At 70.3% G+C, this 17,622-nt stretch carries 16 protein-coding genes; 4 read left to right on the top strand and 12 right to left on the bottom strand.

Annotated elements, in window-relative coordinates; translation table 11 throughout:
• Positions 1-7: 7 nt before the first annotated feature.
• Both ruvC and ACQKQD_RS09275 read right to left on the bottom strand, forming a co-directional pair.
• Complete coding sequence (gene ruvC, locus ACQKQD_RS09280; RefSeq protein WP_020093735.1) at positions 8-631, bottom strand: crossover junction endodeoxyribonuclease RuvC; 624 nt, start codon at positions 629-631, stop codon at positions 8-10.
• 118 nt (positions 632-749) lie between these two features.
• Positions 750-1,070 (bottom strand): YnfA family protein, encoded by a 321-nt coding sequence (locus ACQKQD_RS09275; protein ID WP_427508168.1) that lies wholly within the window; start codon positions 1,068-1,070, stop codon positions 750-752.
• A 104-nt stretch (positions 1,071-1,174) separates the two neighbouring features.
• Between ACQKQD_RS09275 and ACQKQD_RS09270 the strand changes: the two genes are divergently transcribed.
• The gene (locus ACQKQD_RS09270) at positions 1,175-2,155 is read left to right on the top strand and encodes a tyrosine recombinase XerC (RefSeq protein WP_020093733.1); all 981 of its coding nucleotides are present in this window, start codon (positions 1,175-1,177) and stop codon (positions 2,153-2,155) included.
• 261 nt (positions 2,156-2,416) lie between these two features.
• Positions 2,417-3,166, top strand: a complete 750-nt coding sequence (locus tag ACQKQD_RS09265) for a response regulator (protein ID WP_020093732.1) — start codon at positions 2,417-2,419, stop codon at positions 3,164-3,166.
• Positions 3,167-3,324: 158 nt separating this feature from the next.
• On the opposite strand, the gene lpdA is transcribed toward ACQKQD_RS09265, so the two are convergent.
• The 10 genes from lpdA to gloB all read right to left on the bottom strand — a co-directional run bounded on the left by lpdA (position 3,325) and on the right by gloB (position 15,662).
• Entirely contained in the window at positions 3,325-4,728 is a 1,404-nt protein-coding gene (lpdA, locus tag ACQKQD_RS09260; protein ID WP_042671907.1) for a dihydrolipoyl dehydrogenase, read from the bottom strand.
• Positions 4,729-4,795: 67 nt separating this feature from the next.
• Positions 4,796-5,551, bottom strand: a complete 756-nt coding sequence (locus ACQKQD_RS09255; RefSeq protein WP_427508167.1) for an SDR family oxidoreductase — start codon at positions 5,549-5,551, stop codon at positions 4,796-4,798.
• Between the two features lie 7 nt (positions 5,552-5,558).
• The gene (odhB, locus tag ACQKQD_RS09250; protein WP_042671906.1) at positions 5,559-6,878 is read right to left on the bottom strand and encodes a 2-oxoglutarate dehydrogenase complex dihydrolipoyllysine-residue succinyltransferase; all 1,320 of its coding nucleotides are present in this window, start codon (positions 6,876-6,878) and stop codon (positions 5,559-5,561) included.
• Positions 6,879-6,927: 49 nt separating this feature from the next.
• Entirely contained in the window at positions 6,928-7,227 is a 300-nt protein-coding gene (locus ACQKQD_RS09245) for a YciI family protein (RefSeq protein ID WP_042671905.1), read from the bottom strand.
• 10 nt (positions 7,228-7,237) lie between these two features.
• Entirely contained in the window at positions 7,238-10,228 is a 2,991-nt protein-coding gene (locus ACQKQD_RS09240) for a 2-oxoglutarate dehydrogenase E1 component (RefSeq protein ID WP_020093727.1), read from the bottom strand.
• A 173-nt stretch (positions 10,229-10,401) separates the two neighbouring features.
• Complete coding sequence (sucD, locus tag ACQKQD_RS09235) at positions 10,402-11,286, bottom strand: succinate--CoA ligase subunit alpha (RefSeq protein WP_427508166.1); 885 nt, start codon at positions 11,284-11,286, stop codon at positions 10,402-10,404.
• 2 nt (positions 11,287-11,288) lie between these two features.
• Positions 11,289-12,485 (bottom strand): ADP-forming succinate--CoA ligase subunit beta, encoded by a 1,197-nt coding sequence (gene sucC / locus ACQKQD_RS09230; RefSeq protein WP_020093726.1) that lies wholly within the window; start codon positions 12,483-12,485, stop codon positions 11,289-11,291.
• Between the two features lie 112 nt (positions 12,486-12,597).
• Positions 12,598-13,560, bottom strand: a complete 963-nt coding sequence (mdh, locus tag ACQKQD_RS09225; protein ID WP_427508165.1) for a malate dehydrogenase — start codon at positions 13,558-13,560, stop codon at positions 12,598-12,600.
• Between the two features lie 401 nt (positions 13,561-13,961).
• Complete coding sequence (locus ACQKQD_RS09220) at positions 13,962-14,537, bottom strand: TetR family transcriptional regulator (RefSeq protein ID WP_012317921.1); 576 nt, start codon at positions 14,535-14,537, stop codon at positions 13,962-13,964.
• A gap of 348 nt (positions 14,538-14,885) precedes the next feature.
• Positions 14,886-15,662: a hydroxyacylglutathione hydrolase gene (gene gloB / locus ACQKQD_RS09215; protein WP_427508164.1), complete on the bottom strand. Its 777-nt coding sequence runs from the start codon at positions 15,660-15,662 to the stop codon at positions 14,886-14,888.
• A gap of 160 nt (positions 15,663-15,822) precedes the next feature.
• Between gloB and ACQKQD_RS09210 the strand changes: the two genes are divergently transcribed.
• Positions 15,823-16,557: a class I SAM-dependent methyltransferase gene (locus ACQKQD_RS09210; protein ID WP_427508163.1), complete on the top strand. Its 735-nt coding sequence runs from the start codon at positions 15,823-15,825 to the stop codon at positions 16,555-16,557.
• Between the two features lie 5 nt (positions 16,558-16,562).
• Entirely contained in the window at positions 16,563-17,276 is a 714-nt protein-coding gene (locus ACQKQD_RS09205) for a MarC family protein (RefSeq protein ID WP_427508162.1), read from the top strand.
• The last annotated feature ends 346 nt before the right edge of the window (positions 17,277-17,622 follow it).

Raw genomic sequence — 17,622 nt, 5'->3', positions numbered from 1 at the left:
GATCCCGTCAACCTTGTTTCGCCAGCGCGGCCTCGATGCGCGCGGCCGCGGCGGCCGAGAAGCCCTTCCCCTCGAGCCCTTGTCCCGCGGCCGCCTGACCGGTGAGCGAGCGGCGCTTGCCCCCCGGCAGATGCGCCTGCCGCAGGGCGTGGGCGTCCCGGTGACTGGCATGGGTGATCGCGATGGCCAGCGCGTCGGCGGCGTCCGCGACGCGGAACTCGGCCTTCGGCAGAAGGAAGCGGACCATCGCCTGGATCTGCACCTTCTCGGCGTGGCCGGAGCCCGCGACGGTCTTCTTGATGAGGTTGGGGGCGTACTCGAACACCGGCAGTCCGGCGAGGGCCGGCACGAGCAGCGCCATCGCCCGCGCATGGCCCAGCTTGAGCGTCGCCTGGGCGTCCTTGTTGACGAAGGTCTCCTCTACGGCGACCTCGTCGGGCCGAACGGCCTCGACGACGCGGCCGATCCCCTCGAACAGCTCCCGCAGGCGCAGTGCCAGCGGAAGCTCCCCGTCCGAAGTCACGACCCCGCAATCGCCGTAGGTGAGCTTCGTGCCCTGCGCGGTAATCAGGCCCCAGCCGGTGCGGCGGAGTCCGGGGTCGATCCCGAGAATGCGGACGGCGCTGGTCATGGGGCTCCACGGCTCGGTGAACGGCCCGAGGCTGCCGTACGTATCGTGAACGCTTGGTTTCACCAAGGTTCCGGGCGCGGAAGCGATCGGCCGTGGCCGGCCCGGTGCCGGGTCGAGCTCACCCCCGGCGACCGAGGAGGATCAGCGCCGTTCCGGCGAGGCAGACCGCGCTGCCCGCGAGGTCCCACCGGTCGGGCCGCTGACCCTCCGCGAGCCACAGCCACAGGACCGAGGCCGCGACGTAGACGCCGCCGTAGGCCGCGAAGGCGCGCCCCGCCGCGGGGCTGTCCACGAGGGTCAGGAGGGCCGCGAAGGCCGCCAGCGAGGCGAGGCCCGGCAGCGCCCACCAAGCCGACCGCCCGAGCCGCAGCCAGGCCCAGAACGCGAAGCAGCCGGCGATCTCGGCGAGGGCGGTGGCCGCGTAGGCGAGGAGGGTCATCGCGTCAGCTTGGCACGGCGCGCCGCGCGGGACGAGCCCGGCGCTGGGGACGGACCGCGACCGGCATTAAGCTCCCGGCAAGGAGGATCCGGTCGAGTGTCGCCATGAGCACGCATGCGAGCACCCGCGAGACCCAGGGCGACCGGCTGCTGTTTCCGGGGGACGCCCGCCTCCGCGACGCCGTCCTCGCCTGGATCGAGGCGCTGGCGCGGGAGCGGCGGATGTCGTCCAACACCGTCGAGGCGTACGGGCGCGACCTCCGGCAGTTCCTTCACCACCTCGCGTCCCGTCAGGGGACGCCGACGATCCCGATGCTGATCGGGCTCAAGGTGCGGGACATCCGCGGCTTCATGGCTGCGCGCCGGGCCGACGAGGTCTCCGGGCGCTCGCTGATGCGCATGCTGGCGGGTCTGCGCTCCTTCGCGCGCTTCCTCGAGCGGGAGGGCTTCGGCACCGTCTCGGCCCTGGGCGGTGTGCGCTCGCCGAAGGTCCCGCGGCGGCTTCCCCGTCCCCTGCCCGTTTCCGCCGCGGTGGCGCTGACCGATACCGCGATCCGCGCCGGCGAGGAGCGGGAGCCCTGGGTCCTCGCCCGGGACGCCGCCGTGCTGGCGCTGCTCTACGGCGCCGGGCTGCGCATCTCCGAGGCCCTGGGCCTGACCCGCCGTGACGCACCCCTGCCCGGGGTCGATCAGGTCACCGTGCTCGGCAAGGGCGGCAAGCAGCGCATGGTGCCGATCCTGCCCGTCGTGGCGCAGGCCGTGGCGGACTACGTCGCCGCCTGTCCCCTGCCGCTGCCGCCGGAGGGACCGCTGTTTCTCGGTGCCCGGGGCGGCCCGCTCTCGCCGCGCATCATCCAGTACACGGTCGCGCGCGCCCGCGGCGCCCTGGGCCTGCCCGAGAGCGCCACACCGCACGCCCTGCGGCATTCCTTCGCAACCCATCTCCTGGCGCGCCAGGGCGAACTCCGGGCGATCCAGGAACTCCTGGGCCACGCCTCGCTCTCCACGACGCAGCTCTACACGCAGGTCGACGCCGCCCGCCTCATGAGTGCCTACGCGGCGGCCCATCCGCGGGCTGGCCATTGAGCAAGATTGCTAAAAACTTCGACTTCGAGAGCCTTCATCATCGTCTATAGGCGCGTCTTCCGGTTCGCCCAGTGCAGAATCCCGCTCTTTAAGAGCTTCGTCACGATCTTCAGCCAATATGGGCAACGAACGGGATGGGGTTGGGCGGGCGTCATGGATCTTCAGGATGGGAGGGCGCCGGCACGTGTCGTAATCGCGGATTGCGATCCGGGCCGCCGCGTCTCCCTGAGAGAGATCGTCCTGCGATTCGATCCCAGCGCGGTGATCGATGAGGCGACCTCGGGTCAGGCGCTCTGCGACATCCTCCTCCGCCACCGTCCCACCCTGGCCTTCGTGGGAATGCAGCTCGACGATCTCAGCGGCCCCGAAGCCGTCGCCGTCGCGCGCCGGGCGGGTGCGGAGCCCCCCTGCCTGGTGCTGGTGGCGACCCGCGTGCTGCCGCACTGGCAGGAGATCGCGACGAGCCTCGGCGCCTACGAAGTCCTGAAGACGCCCCTCGACCCGAGCCATATCGAGCCGCTGCTCCACGCGGATGCCCGCCGTCGCGCACCGACCCGGGCCCTGCTCGCCTGCTCGACTCCGGCCGGGCGGTCAGCCATCAGCCGCGTCGTGGCGCGCAGCGGGTTCGCGATCGAGCTCGACGAGACGGATGACGGCCGCCACGCCCTCAAGCAGCTGAAGCTCGCCGCCTACGACTTCGCCTTCATCGACGTGAAGCTCGGCGGCATCGACGGGCTCGAACTGGCCTGCCAGATCCAGCCCCTCGGCCTCCCGACCCGGATCACCCTGCTGACCACGTCCGAGCTGGAGCCCGTCGCACAGGCCGGCCGCTACTTCGGCGTCGACGCCGTGCTGCGGATGCCGTTCTATGCCCGCGACATCGACCTCGCCCTGCACAACGCGCTGGGCCTGCGTCGGCCGTATCTGCTGAACGCCCTGACGGCCCCGCCCGCGCCGAGCGCGCTGCTGCGGATCGCCGACCTGCCGAATTCCAGGCGCAAGATCGCCTGACCCCGCGCCGGGCCGTCGCTCTGCGGGCCAGTCAGGTTCGAGGCGCGCGGTGTGTGACGGAACGCGAAGGCCCCCTTTCCCGCACGGGAGAGGGGGCCTTCGCGCAGGCGGTCGAGCCTGCCGAGGTAGCAATCCGCGCAGCCGTGGGCCTTCGCCCGTTAGACGTGGATGGCGCGCTTGTTGACCGCCAGCGCGGCTTCCTTGACGGCCTCGGTCAGCGTCGGGTGCGCGTGGCAGGTGCGGGCGATGTCCTCCGACGAGGCGCCGAACTCCATCGCGACCGCCACCTCGGCGATCAGATTGCCGGCATCCGCGCCCACGATGTGCACGCCGAGTACCCGGTCGGTCTGGGCGTCGGCCAGCACCTTCACGAACCCGTCGGTGGTGCCGTTCGCCTTGGCCCGGCCATTGGCCGTGAAGGGGAATTTGCCGGCGTTGTAGGCCACGCCGTCCTTCTTCAACTCCTCCTCGGTCTTGCCGACCGAGGCGACCTCCGGGAACGTGTAGACCACGTTCGGGATCACGCCGTAATTCACGTGGCCGGACTGGCCGGCCAGCATCTCGGCGATCGCCACGCCCTCGTCCTCGGCCTTGTGGGCGAGCATCGGGCCGGCGATCACGTCGCCGATGGCGTAGATGCCGGTGACGTTGGTGGCGTAGTGGGAATCGGTGAGGATCCGGCCCTTGTCGTCCCGCTGGACACCGACCGTGTCGAGGCCGAGGCCCTCCGTGTAGGGCGTCCGGCCGATGCAGACGAGGACCACGTCGGCTTGCAGCGTCTCCGCCGCGCCGCCCGCGGCCGGCTCGACCGTGACCGTCGCGCCGCCCTTCTTGCCGACCTCGACGCCCGTCACCTTGGTGGACAGCTTGAAGGCGATGCCCTGCTTGGTCAGGATCCGCTGGAACTGCTTGCCGACCTCGCCGTCCATGCCCGGCAGCACCCGGTCGAGATACTCGACCACGGTCACCTCGGAGCCGAGCCGGCGCCAGACGGAACCCAGCTCCAGCCCGATCACGCCGGCGCCGATGACGAGGAGCTTCTTCGGCACCCGGTCGAGTTCCAGGGCGCCGGTGGAGGAGACCACGACCTTCTCGTCGATGGTGACGCCGGGCAGGCGCGCCACGTCCGAGCCGGTCGCGATGACGACGCTCTTCGTCTCGAGCATCTGGTTGCCGCCGTCCTCGGCGATGACCTCGACGCGGCCGGCGCCGGCGATCCGGCCGGTGCCGTGGAAGGTGTCGACCTTGTTCTTCTTGAGCAGGAACTCGACGCCCTTGGTGTTGCCGGCGACGCCCTCGGCCTTGAAGGCCATCATCTTCTTGAGGTCGAGCTTCGGCGTGCCGACGTCGATGCCGAGATCGGCGAAGTGCGTGTTGGCCTCCTCGAAGGCCTCCGACGCGTGCAGCAGGGCCTTGGACGGGATGCAGCCGACATTGAGGCAGGTGCCGCCGTGCGTCGCGCGCTTCTCGACCACCGCGGTCCGCAGGCCGAGCTGCGCCGCGCGGATCGCGCAGACGTAGCCGCCGGGGCCGGTGCCGATGACGACGAGATCGTAGGACATGAGGCTTCGCTTCCGCTCGGTCGTGCCGCGTGCGAGACGGGCAGGGAATGTCAGGTGGGGCTTGGCCTCAGCGGCCGCCGCCGATGTCGAGGATGGCGCCCGTGGTGTAGGAGGCCTCGTCCGAGAGGAGCCACACGATCGGTGCGGCCACCTCCTCGGCGGTGCCGGCCCGCTTCATCGGGACGCCGGGGCCGAGACGCTCGACCCGGTCCGGCTCGCCGCCGCTGGCGTGGATCTCGGTGGCGATGATGCCGGGCGCCACCGCGTTGACGCGGATGCCGTCGGCGGCGACCTCGCGGGAAAGCCCGATCGTCAGCGAGTCGATGGCGCCCTTGGAGGCCGCGTAGTCCACGAACTGGCCGGGGCCGCCGAGGCGCGCCGCCACCGAGGACAGGTTGACGATCGCGCCCCCTGCCCCGCCGCGCTTGATCGACATGCGCCGCACCGCCTCCCGCGCGCACAGGAAGCTGCCGACCACGTTGGTGGTCATCATGCGCTGCAAGCGGGCGACGCTCATGTCGGCGACGTCAGACTTCACGTCGACCACGCCGGCATTGTTGACGAGCGCCGCGAGGCGGCCGAGGCCGTCGGCCGCCCTGAACAGGGCGATGACGTCGGCCTCGTTGCCGACGTCGCCCTTCACGGCGAGCGCCCGTCCGCCCTTGGCCGCGATCGCGTCCACCACGCCCTGCGCGGCGGCGGCGTCCGACACGTAGCTCAGGCAGACGGCGTAGCCGCGCTCCGCCAGGAGAAGCGCCACCGCGCGGCCGATGCCGCGGCTACCACCCGTGACGATCGCGACCCTGTTCTCAGCGCTCGACATGGCTGCCTCAGAGGTCCAGCACGAGGCGCGCCGGATCCTCCAGCGCCTCCTTGACCCGCACCAGGAAGGTCACGGCCTCCTTACCGTCGACGATGCGATGGTCGTACGACAGGGCGAGGTACATCATCGGCCGCGCCTCGATCTTGCCGGCGCGGACCACCGGGCGCTCCTCGATGCGGTGCATGCCGAGGATGCCCGACTGCGGCGCGTTGAGGATCGGCGTCGACATCAGCGAGCCGTAGATGCCGCCGTTGGTGATCGTGAAGGTGCCGCCCTGCATCTCCTCGATGGAGAGCTTGCCGTCGCGGGCCTTCTTGCCGAAGCCGGCGATCTTCTTCTCGATGCCGGCGATCGACAGGTCGTCGGCGTCGCGCACCACCGGCACGACGAGACCCTTATCGGTGCCGACCGCGATGCCGATGTGGTAGTAGTTCTTGTAGACGAGGTCCTGCCCGTCGATCTCGGCGTTGACCGCCGGCACGTCCTTGAGGGCGCCGATCACCGCCTTGGTGAAGAAGCCCATGAAGCCGAGCTTCGTGCCGTGCTTCTTCTCGAAGATATCCTTGTACTGGCTGCGCATCGCCATCACGGCCGACATGTCGACGTCGTTGAACGTCGTCAGCATCGCCGCGGTGTCCTGCGCGTCCTTCAGGCGGCGCGCGATGGTCTGGCGCAGCTTCGTCATGCGCACGCGCTCCTCGCGCGCGGCGTCGTCCGGCGCCGAGGGGGCGCGCGGCAGGGTCGGACGGGCCTCCTTGGCGGGCGCCGACGGGGCCGGCCCCTTGGCGATGGCGCCGAGCATGTCGCCCTTCGTGACGCGGCCGTCCTTGCCGGACCCGCTCACCGACGACGGGTCGACACCCGATTCCCGGGCGAGCTTGGCCACCGCCGGGCCGTTGTCTCCGACCGGGCGCTGCTGGGCCGCGGGGGCGGCGGCATCGCCGTGGTTGCCGTAGCCGGCGGACGATTCCTGGGCCGGGGCCTCGGCCTTCGCGGGCGCGGCGGCCTTCGGGGCCTCGCTCCGGCTCTCGGCCTTGGTCTCGGCGGTCTCCTTCGGGGCGGCCTTCTTGGCCGTGCCGCCGCCGGCTCCGGCCTCGACGATCGAGCCGAGCAGGGCACCGGGCTCCACGGTCTCGCCGTCCTTGACCAGGATCTCGCCGAGCTCGCCGGCCGCCGGCGCGTTCACCTCCAGGGTGACCTTGTCGGTCTCGAGCTCGACGATCGGCTCGTCGGCCGCGACCGTGTCGCCGGGCTTCTTGAACCAGCGGCCGATCGTGGCCTCGCTCACGGATTCGCCGAGGGTCGGGACGAGGATGTCGGTTGCCATGCTCTCTTCTGCCCCGCGGGGGGCCTCCTCTGGATGTCGGGCCGCGACGTCAGCGCCGCAGGATCAGGGATGGAACGGGCGAGACGGTGTACCGGAAGCCTGCCTGCGCCATCAGGACGGGATCTGCTTCGCCGAGCGCCTCGGCCCGGGCCGCGTCGTCGGCCTCGACCAGGGCCAGGCCCCAGGTGCCGCCGGACTCGAAGACGGGTCCGACCGCGATGGCGGTGCCGGCGGCCGCCTGCTCCATCCAGTAGCCGGAATGCGCCGAGAACAGCGCCTTCTCGGCCTCCGTCGCGTCGAACGGGAAGCTCGGGCGGGGCGGTTCCAGGCGGAGCAGGAAGTAGGCCATGGCCGGACGATCAGACCGCCAGGGCCTCGTTGAGGAAGGCCTGGAGCTGCGCCTGGTGCTTCGACATCTGGCCGACCGCCGTGGAGGCGGAGGCTGGACGGCCGACGTAGCGGGCGCGCTTCACCGCGGAGCCGGCCTGGCCGAGCACCCACTCGAGGTAGGGCTCGACGAAGGACCAGGCGCCCATGTTCTTGGGCTCCTCCTGGCACCAGATCACGTCGGCGTTGCGGAACCGGGCCATCTCGTTGGCCAGCGCCTTCAGGGGGAACGGGTAGAGCTGCTCGACGCGCATCAGGTAGATGTCGTTGAGGCCGCGCTTCTCCCGCTCCTCCAGCAGGTCGTAGTAGACCTTGCCGGAGCACAGCACGACGCGGCGGATCTTGTCGTCGCGCACGAGCTTGTTCTGCGCGCCCTCCTCCTCGGCGTCGTCCCAGAGGACGCGGTGGAAGGTCGAGCCCTCCGCGAGCGCGTCGAGGTTCGACACGGCGCGCTTGTGGCGCAGCAGCGACTTCGGCGTCATCAGCACCAGCGGCTTGCGGAAGTCGCGCTTCAGCTGCCGGCGCAGGATGTGGAAGTAGTTCGCCGGCGTCGTGACGTTGGCGACCTGCATGTTGTCCTCGGCGCAGGCCTGGAGGTAGCGCTCCAAGCGGGCCGAGGAGTGCTCGGGCCCCTGGCCCTCGTAGCCGTGCGGCAGCAGCAGCACGAGGCCCGACATCCGCAGCCACTTGCGCTCGCCGGACGCGATGAACTGGTCGATCACCACCTGGGCGCCGTTGGCGAAGTCGCCGAACTGGGCCTCCCAGAGGACCAGGGCGTTCGGCTCGGCGAGCGAGTAGCCGTACTCGAAGCCGAGCACCGCTTCCTCGGAGAGCATCGAGTTGATGATCTCGATCGCGGCCTGCCCCTCGCGGATGGCGTTGAGCGGCGTGAAGCGCTGCTCGTTTTCCTGGTCGATCACCACCGCGTGGCGCTGCGAGAACGTGCCGCGCTCCACGTCCTGACCTGACAGGCGGACCCGGTTGCCGTCGAGGAGCGTCGCCCCGAAGGCCAGGGCCTCGGCGGTCGCCCAGTCGATGCCGACCCCCGTCTCCACCGCCTTGGCGCGGTTGTCCATGAAGCGCTGGATCGTGCGGTGCAGGTGGAAGCCGGGCGGCGCCTGCGTGATCCTGCGCCCGATCTCCTGCAGGGTCCCGGCCGGCACGGCGGTGCGGCCGCGGCGCGGGTCGTCCACGTCCTCGTGCACGGCCTTCACGCCGGACCAGCGGCCGTCGAGCCAGTCGGCCTTGTTCGCCTTGTAGTTGTTGGCGACGTCGAGCTCGCTGTCGAGCATCCCGCGGAACTCGGCCTTGCGGGCGTCGAGCGCCTCCTGGGTCACCGAGCCGTTCTCGACGAGCTTGCGGCCGTAGCTCTCCAGCACCGAGGGATGCTTGCGGATCCGCTGGTACATCTTCGGCTGGGTGAAGGCCGGCTCGTCGCCCTCGTTGTGGCCGAAGCGGCGGTAGCACAGCATGTCGATCACGACCGGCTTGCCGAACTTCTGCCGGTACTCGACCGCGACCTTGGCGGCGAAGGTGACGGCTTCCGGATCGTCGCCGTTGCAGTGGAAGATCGGCGCCTCGACCATCTTGGCGACGTCGGACGGGTAGGGCGAGGAGCGGGAGAAGCGCGGATCGGTCGTGAAGCCGATCTGGTTGTTGATGATGAAGTGGACCGAGCCGCCGGTGCGGTGGCCCTTCAGGCCCGACAGGCCGAAGCACTCCGCCACCACGCCCTGGCCCGCGAAGGCGGCGTCGCCGTGGATCAGGAGCGGCAGCACCGTGCGGCGCTCGATGTTGGGCTTGGCCCACTGGTCCTGCTTGGCGCGGACCTTGCCGAGCACCACCGGGTCGACGATCTCGAGGTGGGACGGGTTGGCGGTGAGCGACAGGTGGACGTTGTTGCCGTCGAAGGCGCGGTCCGAGGACGCGCCCAGGTGGTACTTCACGTCGCCCGAGCCCTCGACCTCGGCCGGGGAGGCCGAGCCGCCCTTGAACTCGTGGAACACCGCCCGGAAGGGCTTGGCCATCACGTTGGTGAGCACGTTGAGCCGGCCGCGATGGGCCATGCCGAGCACGATCTCGCGCACGCCGAGCGCGCCGCCGCGCTTGATGATCTGCTCCAGCGCCGGGATCATCGCCTCGCTGCCGTCGAGGCCGAAGCGCTTGGTGCCGGTGTACTTGAGGTCGAGGAACTTCTCGAAGCCCTCGGCCTCGATCAGCTTGTTGAGGATCGCGCGGCGCCCCTCGGGGGTGAAGGAGATCTCCTTGTCCTTGCCCTCGATGCGCTCCTGGATCCACGCCTTCTCGGCCGGATCCGAGATGTGCATGAACTCGACGCCGAGGGTCTGGCAGTAGGTCCGCTCCAGGATGCCGACGATCTCGCGGATCGTGCCGAACTGCAGGCCGAGGACGTTGTCGAGGAAGATCGGACGGTCCCAGTCTGCCTCCTCGGTGAAGCCGTAATGCTGCGGGTGCAGCTCCTCGTGATCGCCCCGCGGCGCGAGCCCCAGCGGGTCCAGCTTGGCGTGCAGGTGGCCGCGCATCCGGTAGGAGCGGATCAGCATGATCGCCCGCACCGAATCCTTGGTCGCCTGCTCCACCGACACGCCGGTGGTGGCGGTGACGCTGTCCTGCGGCTTGCCGGGCTTGGGCTCCTTGGCTTCCCGCGCGACGATCTTGTCGCCGATCGCCTTCTCCAGGGCGCCCCAGTTGCCGTCGAGCGCCGAGACCAGCTCGCCGTTGAGCGGCACCGGCCAGTGCGGCTTCTCCCAGGAGGCGCCGGCGGCGTTCTTCTCGACCAGGGTCTCGTCCTCGCCGAGCCCCTTGAAGAAGGTCTGCCACTCCGGATCCACCGAGGACGGGTTGCGGGCGTAGGCCGCCTGCAATTCCTCGATGTAGGCGGCGTTGGCGCCGTACAGGAACGAGGTTTCGAGGAGCGCTTCGTTCACGTCCTGGCGTGCCATGGTGCGTCCATCCTGATCGCGCGGGCAGGCTCCCCTGCCCTCCGGGCTCCCCGTCAGCGCGGCGGAGCGCCCTCGAACCGAAACGGGGCGGGTGACCGCCCCGCTGAGATCGTCTGCACGCCCGATATGGGCGTCGCGGCCCTGCGATGGCCGCGACGCAGGCGCGCGGGCCTTTAGCCCTTCAGCACCTCGACGAGCGTCGAGCCCAGCCGGGCCGGCGACGGCGACACGCGGATGCCCGCGGCCTCCATGGCGGCGATCTTGTCCTCGGCGCCGCCCTTGCCGCCCGAGATGATCGCGCCGGCATGGCCCATGCGGCGGCCCGGAGGCGCCGTGCGGCCGGCGATGAAGCCGACCATCGGCTTCTTGCGCCCGCGCTTGGCCTCGTCCTTGAGGAACTGCGCCGCCTCCTCCTCGGCCGAGCCGCCGATCTCGCCGATCATCACGATCGACTCGGTCTTCGGGTCGGCGAGGAACAGCTCCAGCACGTCGATGAACTCGGTGCCCTTCACCGGGTCGCCGCCGATGCCCACCGCCGTGGTCTGGCCGAGGCCGGCATTGGAGGTCTGGAACACCGCCTCGTAGGTCAGCGTGCCCGAGCGGGACACGATGCCGACCGAGCCCGGCCGGAAGATGTTGGCCGGCATGATGCCGATCTTCGACTCGCCGGCGGTGACGATGCCGGGGCAGTTCGGCCCGACGAGGCGCGACTTCGAGCCCGTCAGCGCCCGCTTCACCCGCACCATGTCGAGCACCGGGATGCCCTCCGTGATGCAGACGATCAGCGGCACCTCGGCGCTGATCGCCTCGCAGATCGCGTCCGCCGCGCCGGGCGGCGGCACGTAGACCACCGAGGCCTCGGCGCCCGTGGCCTCGCGGGCCTCCGCCACCGTGTCGAAGACCGGCAGGCCGAGATGGGTGGAGCCGCCCTTACCGGGGCTCGTGCCGCCGACCATCTTGGTGCCGTACGCGATGGCCTGCTCGGAGTGGAAGGTCCCGTTCTTGCCGGTGAAGCCCTGGCAGATGACCTTGGTGTTGGCGTCGATCATCACCGACATGATCAGGCTCCCTTCACGGCGGCGACGATCTTCTGGGCGGCGTCGTCGAGGTCGTCCGCCGGGATGACGTTGAGGCCGGAATTGCGGATGATGGCCTTGCCCTGCTCGACGTTGGTGCCCTCGAGGCGCACCACCAGCGGCACCTGCAGGCCCACCGCCTTCACGGCCGCGATCACGCCGTTGGCGATCACGTCGCACTTCATGATCCCACCGAAGATGTTGACGAGGATCCCCTTCACGTTCGGGTCGGCGGTGATGATCTTGAACGCCGCCGTGACCTTCTCCTCCGAGGCGCCGCCGCCGACATCGAGGAAGTTCGCCGGCTCCTCGCCGTAGAGCTTGATGATATCGAGCGTCGCCATGGCGAGGCCGGCGCCGTTGACCATGCAGCCGATCGTGCCGTCGAGCGCGATGTAGGCGAGGTCGTACTTGGACGCCTCGATCTCCTTGGCGTCCTCCTCGGTCTCGTCGCGGAGCGCCATGATGTCCGCGTGCCGGTAGAGGGCGTTCGAATCGAAGGCCATCTTGGCGTCGAGGCACTTGAGGTGCCCGTCGGCGGTCAGCACCAGCGGGTTGATCTCCAGGAGGCTCATGTCCTTGGCCACGAAGGCCGCGTAGAGCTTCTCGGTCAGCGCGGCCGCTTCCTTGGCCTGGGCGCCCGACAGGCCGAGCGCCTTGGCGACGGCGCGGCCGTGGTGGGGCATCACGCCGGTGGCGGGGTCGACCGCGATCGTGTGGATCTTCTCGGGCGTGTCGTGGGCGACCGCCTCGATGTCCATGCCACCCTCGGTGGAGACCACGAAGGCGACGCCGCCCGTGGCGCGGTCGACCAGCATCGAGAGGTAGAACTCCTCGGCGATCTGGGCGCCTTCTTCGATGTAGAGGCGGTTGACCTGCTTGCCGGCCGGGCCGGTCTGGATGGTCACCAGCGTCTGGCCGAGCATCTCGCCGGCGAACTGCTTGACCTCGTCGATCGACTTGGTGACGCGCACGCCGCCCTTGGCGCCCTCGGGCGCGCCCTTGAAGGTGCCCTTGCCGCGGCCGCCCGCGTGGATCTGGCTCTTCACGACCCAGACGGGGCCGCCGAGCTCCTTGGCGGCGGCCTCGGCCTCCGACGGGTTGAAGATGGCCACGCCGCGGGAGACGGGCAGGCCGAACTCCTTCAGCACGGCCTTGGCCTGATATTCGTGGATATTCATCGGAGCCTCGTAAGGAGGAGCGAATAGGTGGCAGCGGGCGGCGCGTAGAGAGATCGAGTGATCGAGATTCGAATCTCCGACCGCTACGCGCTGCCCGGTATCCGCTTACCGGTCAGGCGAGGCTGCTGTCGACGCCCTTGCAGGCCTCGATGAGTCCCGTCACCGAGGCGACCGACTTGTCGAACATGGTCTTCTCGGCCGCGTCGAAGGTCACCTCGAGGACGCGCTCCACGCCGTTGGCACCGATCACGATCGGCACGCCGATGAACATGCCCGTCACGCCGTACTGGCCGTCGAGGTAGGCGGCGCAGGGCAGGACCCGCTTCTTGTCGCGCAGGTAGCTCTCGGCCATGGCGATGGCGGAGGCGGCGGGCGCGTAGAAGGCCGAGCCGGTCTTGAGCAGGTTGACGATCTCGCCGCCGCCCTTGCGGGTGCGGTCGACCATGGCGTCGAGCTTCTCCTGGGTGGTCCAGCCGAGCGTGACGAGGTCCGTCAGCGGCACGCCCGCCACCGTCGAGTAGCGGGTCAGCGGCACCATGTCGTCGCCGTGGCCGCCGAGCACGAAGGCCGTGACGTCCTCCACCGACACCTTGAACTCCTCGGCGAGGAAGTGGCGGAAGCGCGCCGAGTCGAGCACGCCGGCCATGCCGACGATCTTGTTGGTCGGGACGCCCGAGAACTTCTGCAGCGCCCACACCATGGCGTCGAGCGGGTTGGTGATGCAGATCACGAAGGCGTCCGGCGCGTGGGTCTTGATGCCCTCGCCGACGGCCTGCATGACCTTGAGGTTGATGCCGATCAGGTCGTCGCGGCTCATGCCGGGCTTGCGCGGCACGCCGGCGGTCACGATCACCACGTCGGCGCCCTTGATGGCGGCGTAGTCGCTGGCACCCGCGTAGGTCGCGTCGAAGCCCTCGACCGGGGCGGCCTCGGCGATGTCCAGCGCCTTGCCCTGCGGCACGCCGTCGACGATGTCGAACAGCACCACGTCCCCGAGATCCTTGAGGCCGGCCAGAAGGGCCAGGGTGCCGCCGATCTGGCCGGCGCCGATGAGCGCGATCTTGTTGCGAGCCATGTCGGATGTGTCTCCGCTGCGTTCGACTTCGGTGATGCGTTGCGCGAGGCCGGAGCCGCTCGTCCGTCAGGGTCCGAGGCCGGATTCGCCACTCTGAAATCTGCGCGGCTGTGTGGCCGAAAAGCACCGTGGCTTCAACCCGATGAGGGCCGCGCGGGCGGCGCGTCCGGGCCGTCGGATCGCCCTCGAGCGTCCCGACCGTGCCTCCGAAACGTCAACGTCGCGAGTGTTTTAGGTGCAGTGCACCCTGGCGCGGGACGGCCGCGAAGCCGCGATGACAGATCTGGAATCCTGTCATTTCGGGTCGCGGCGGGCGGCGGGCGGCGCGGGAGGGCGCACGAACGACGAAGGCCCGGACGGTCTGTCCGGGCCTTCGAGAGAGCCTGTGGGTACGCGCCGGATCAGAGGATGCCGGAGCGCAGGACCCGCTGGATCGCGTGGATGACGGCCCCGAACCGGGCCTCGATCAGGTCGCGCGGCACCTCGGCATCGTGCTGGATCGCCAGCGGATGCGTGAAGCGGTAGCTCGCGTCGAAGATGTAGGCGATCGCCCGTTCCCGGTCCCGGGCCGAGAAGATCCCGGAGGTGATGCCCTCCTCGACCACGCGCTCGACGAGGCTGCGCAGCCGCACGCGGTGCCGCCGGGCGATCGGCCGTGCCGAGACGGTGGCGTCGAGATGGACCGCGAACAGGTTCGGCTCGTCGAACAGGGCGTCCCGCTGGACCGTCGCGAGGGCGGTCAGGAGGCGCTCGATCTTGTCGTCGGCGGGATCGGGCGCATCGGCGATGCCGGCGAGCCGGGCTTCGACCTCGCGCAGCCAGCGGCCCGCCACCGCGTCGAGGAGCGCGTCCTTCGACGGGAAGTAGCGGTACACGTTCGCGTGCGTCATGCCGGCCTCGGCGGCGACGGCCACGACCGTCACGCGCTTGGGCCCGAGCCGCGAGAGGTGCTCGGTGGCGATCCCGAGGAGCCGCACGTCGGCCGCGACCGGCGCCCGCGGGCGGGCGGGACTGGCCGCCTCACCGCTCTCGCGGAGTGTGCCGGATTCGGCGTCGGCGACGGTGATCTTGGCCTTGGCGCTGAGCGCCTCCTCCTTGGACCCGTCGGACTCTGGCTTGAGGAAAGGAAGCGGAAGGCGGGAAGTGGACAGGTGGTAGGGCGAGACGGACCCCCATCATACCGGCTGAAGCGTCCCGGCGCTTCGCGTTGACGTTACGGCTTCCCCCCGGGAGCCCGGTTACCTGAGCGGATTAGGACCGCTTAAACACCCCTATGTGTCAGTTTGCCTTGAGAAGGCAACAAATTTTTCTCGTTATCACCTGCGTCAGAAGCGGTTCTTCCACGCCCGTAAGGCGACGAACACCGCCTCGGGATCGCTTTCCGGCGGAAGGTCGACGGATCGCGCCAGGGCCGGCTGCCCGCTGCGCAGGAACGGGTTTGTCGCCCGCTCCGCACCCATGGTCGAGGGGATGAGGAACCGCCCCTCCGCCTGGGCGCGCTCGGCCTCGGCGAGGCGCTTCCTCAGCTCCGGGTTGTCCGGATCGGCCGCCAGGGCGAAGCGCGCGTTGGAGAGTACGTAGTCGTGGCCGCTGAAGACCCGCGTCGCGTCGGGCAGGTCGTCGAAGCGCCGCAGGGAGCGGTAGAGGGTCTCGGGCGGGCTCTCCATCACGCGCCCGCAGCCGAGGGTGAACAGGGTGTCGCCGGCGCAGACGAGGCCGGCTTCCGCGAACCAGTAGGTCACGTGGTCGGCGCAGTGGCCCGGCGTCTCCCAGACCTGCGCCTCGAGGCTGCCGACCGTGACCGTGTCGCCCTCCCGCACGGTCACGTCCACCTGCGGGACCGCGTCGCCGGCCCTGGCGGGGGCGACCACCCGGGCACCGGTCGCCCGCTTCACCTCCGGGATACCCTCGACATGGTCGGCGTGCCGGTGGGTCACGAGGATGTCGGTCAGCCGCCAGCCGGTCTCGTCGAGGGCCCGGAGGACCGGTCCGGCCTCCGGCACGTCGATCGCCGCGCAGGCGCCGGTCTGCGGATCGCGGATCAGCACGCCGATGTTGTCGCTGCGGCAGAGGAAGGTGCGAATCTCGGTCTCGGCGGCCATCGGACGGGGTCTCCCAAGAACGCGAACGGGCGCGAAGCGGCGCGAAATCTGTTGCCGTGAACAGGTGATGGTCCGGCGAGGTTCCTCCGGCGCTTGCCGCGCGGCGCGCGGCTCACCATTGGTTACGACGACCGTTCCGTCCGCGATCTCCTGTCCCTCCATGCGCCTCGACGTCAACGGCTTGCGGGCCTTCTACGCCAGCCCTCTGGGCCGCACGACGCACCGCGTGGTCGGCCGCGCGCTCCACGACTTCCTCGGCCCGGTCTCGGGGCTGCGCGTCCTCGGGATCGGCTACGCGACGCCGTATCTCGGGCCGGTCCACTGCATCGCCGAGCGCACCCTCGCCTTCATGCCGGCCTCGCAGGGCGTGGTGAACTGGCCGGGCACCGGGCGCTCCTGCGCGGCGCTCGCCGATCCCACCATGATGCCGCTGCCGGAGGCCGCCATCGACCGGGTCATCCTGGTCCACGCCCTCGAATCGGTGGAGAGCCCGACGGAGCTGCTGCAGGAGGTCTGGCGCACCCTGACACCGGGCGGCCGCATGATCCTCGTGGTGCCCAACCGCCGGGGCGTCTGGGCCCGCCGGGAGGCGACGCCTTTCGGCCACGGCCAGCCCTACAGCCGCTCGCAGCTCGGGCGGCTCATGCGCGACACGCTGTTCTCGCCGGTGAGCTGGGCCGAGACCCTGTACATGCCGCCGGCCCGCTCGCGCCTGATGCTGCGCACCGGGCCCGCCTGGGAGTGGCTCGGCACCGGCCTGTCCCTGCCCTTCGCGGGCCTGCACGTGGTCGACGCGACGAAGCAGCTCTACCGGCCGGTGGCCGTCCAGCAGGTGCGGCGCGCCCGCCGCCTCGCGCCGGCCCGGGTGCTGGTGCCGGCCCCCTCCCCGGGTTGACCCCGATGAGCCTCGACTTCACCACCCAGCAGTTCCTGCTCGCCCTGTCCGCGCTGTTCTCGATCGTGAACCCGGTCGGGGGCGCCTTCATCTTCGCGCAGGTGGCGGGCGCCTTCAGCCACGCCGAGCGCGTGCTGCTGTCGCGCCGGATCGGCGTCTACGCCGCCCTGGTGATGCTCGGCGCCCTCTGGGCGGGCACGCCGATCCTGAACTTCTTCGGCGTCACCCTGGGTGCGCTGCGCATCGCCGGCGGCCTCGTGGTCATGTCGTCGGCCTGGACCCAGCTGAACCGGCCCGAGGCCCGGGAGGCGCGCAAGCAGGCCGAGGCCTCCGGGTCGGCGGGCCGCGGCGCGGTCCCGGCGGAGCCGCCGGGCGACCCGGCCCCCGGCCCTCTCGCCGACATCGCCTTCTTCCCCCTGACGCTCCCGTTCACCACCGGGCCGGGGACGATCGCGGTTGCCATCACCCTGGGGGCCAACCGGCCGGAGGCCTACGCGGAGCGCTTCGGCTTCTATATCGGCGTCACGCTGGCGGCCCTCGCGGTCGCCGCCACGGTCGCGGTTCTCTACGCCTCCGCCGACCGGGTCGTCGCCTTCATCGGCCCGGCCCGCGCCCGGGTGATGGGCCGCCTCTTCGCCTTCCTGCTCCTTTGCGTCGGGACCCAGATCCTGGTGAACGGCCTCATCGACGTGTTCGCGCCCCTCGCCGCGGCGCGGTGACGACCGGGTCACCGCCGACAGGGCCGGGCAAGGCCCGCATCCCAGATGGCCCGCGCGGATTCCGGCCGGCCGAATCGATCGAATTGCGGACGATGTCCGGGATGTTGTGTGTTCATGCAGATGTAATAGTCGTACTTCGCTCATTATTTCATATTTTATAAATATAAACCTTCATTAACGATCTCATTCTAGAGCATTCGTCGAGAAGAGATCCGATTTTTCGAGGCTTGCGTCCTCCCTAGGTCCGAGCATGATCATGCATTGCCCTCGGCCGCGGCGAGGAAGACTTGCGGCCGGAGCCGTCGGCGAAGCGGATCCAGCAACGGAGTGCAGATCGTGGCGACGG

Origin of the sequence: Methylobacterium sp. NPDC080182, from assembly GCF_050281105.1 — a bacterium.
In the GTDB taxonomy this organism is placed as follows: domain Bacteria; phylum Pseudomonadota; class Alphaproteobacteria; order Rhizobiales; family Beijerinckiaceae; genus Methylobacterium.
This window is presented reverse-complemented; position numbering and strand designations above follow the sequence as displayed.

Bases quoted from the DNA above. Each gene is read 5' to 3' on its own strand.
- ACQKQD_RS09210 (WP_427508163.1), top strand. From the start codon at position 15,823: ATGCGCCTCGACGTCAACGGCTTGCGGGCCTTCTACGCCAGCCCTCTG.
- ACQKQD_RS09245 (WP_042671905.1), bottom strand. From the start codon at position 7,227: ATGGCCTACTTCCTGCTCCGCCTGGAACCGCCCCGCCCGAGCTTCCCG.
- ACQKQD_RS09240 (WP_020093727.1), bottom strand. From the start codon at position 10,228: ATGGCACGCCAGGACGTGAACGAAGCGCTCCTCGAAACCTCGTTCCTG.
- odhB (WP_042671906.1), bottom strand. From the start codon at position 6,878: ATGGCAACCGACATCCTCGTCCCGACCCTCGGCGAATCCGTGAGCGAG.
- ACQKQD_RS09275 (WP_427508168.1), bottom strand. From the start codon at position 1,070: ATGACCCTCCTCGCCTACGCGGCCACCGCCCTCGCCGAGATCGCCGGC.
- gloB (WP_427508164.1), bottom strand. From the start codon at position 15,662: ATGGCCGCCGAGACCGAGATTCGCACCTTCCTCTGCCGCAGCGACAAC.
- ACQKQD_RS09205 (WP_427508162.1), top strand. From the start codon at position 16,563: ATGAGCCTCGACTTCACCACCCAGCAGTTCCTGCTCGCCCTGTCCGCG.
- sucD (WP_427508166.1), bottom strand. From the start codon at position 11,286: ATGTCGGTGATGATCGACGCCAACACCAAGGTCATCTGCCAGGGCTTC.
- lpdA (WP_042671907.1), bottom strand. From the start codon at position 4,728: ATGTCCTACGATCTCGTCGTCATCGGCACCGGCCCCGGCGGCTACGTC.
- ACQKQD_RS09255 (WP_427508167.1), bottom strand. From the start codon at position 5,551: ATGTCGAGCGCTGAGAACAGGGTCGCGATCGTCACGGGTGGTAGCCGC.
- ruvC (WP_020093735.1), bottom strand. From the start codon at position 631: ATGACCAGCGCCGTCCGCATTCTCGGGATCGACCCCGGACTCCGCCGC.
- mdh (WP_427508165.1), bottom strand. From the start codon at position 13,560: ATGGCTCGCAACAAGATCGCGCTCATCGGCGCCGGCCAGATCGGCGGC.
- sucC (WP_020093726.1), bottom strand. From the start codon at position 12,485: ATGAATATCCACGAATATCAGGCCAAGGCCGTGCTGAAGGAGTTCGGC.
- ACQKQD_RS09270 (WP_020093733.1), top strand. From the start codon at position 1,175: ATGAGCACGCATGCGAGCACCCGCGAGACCCAGGGCGACCGGCTGCTG.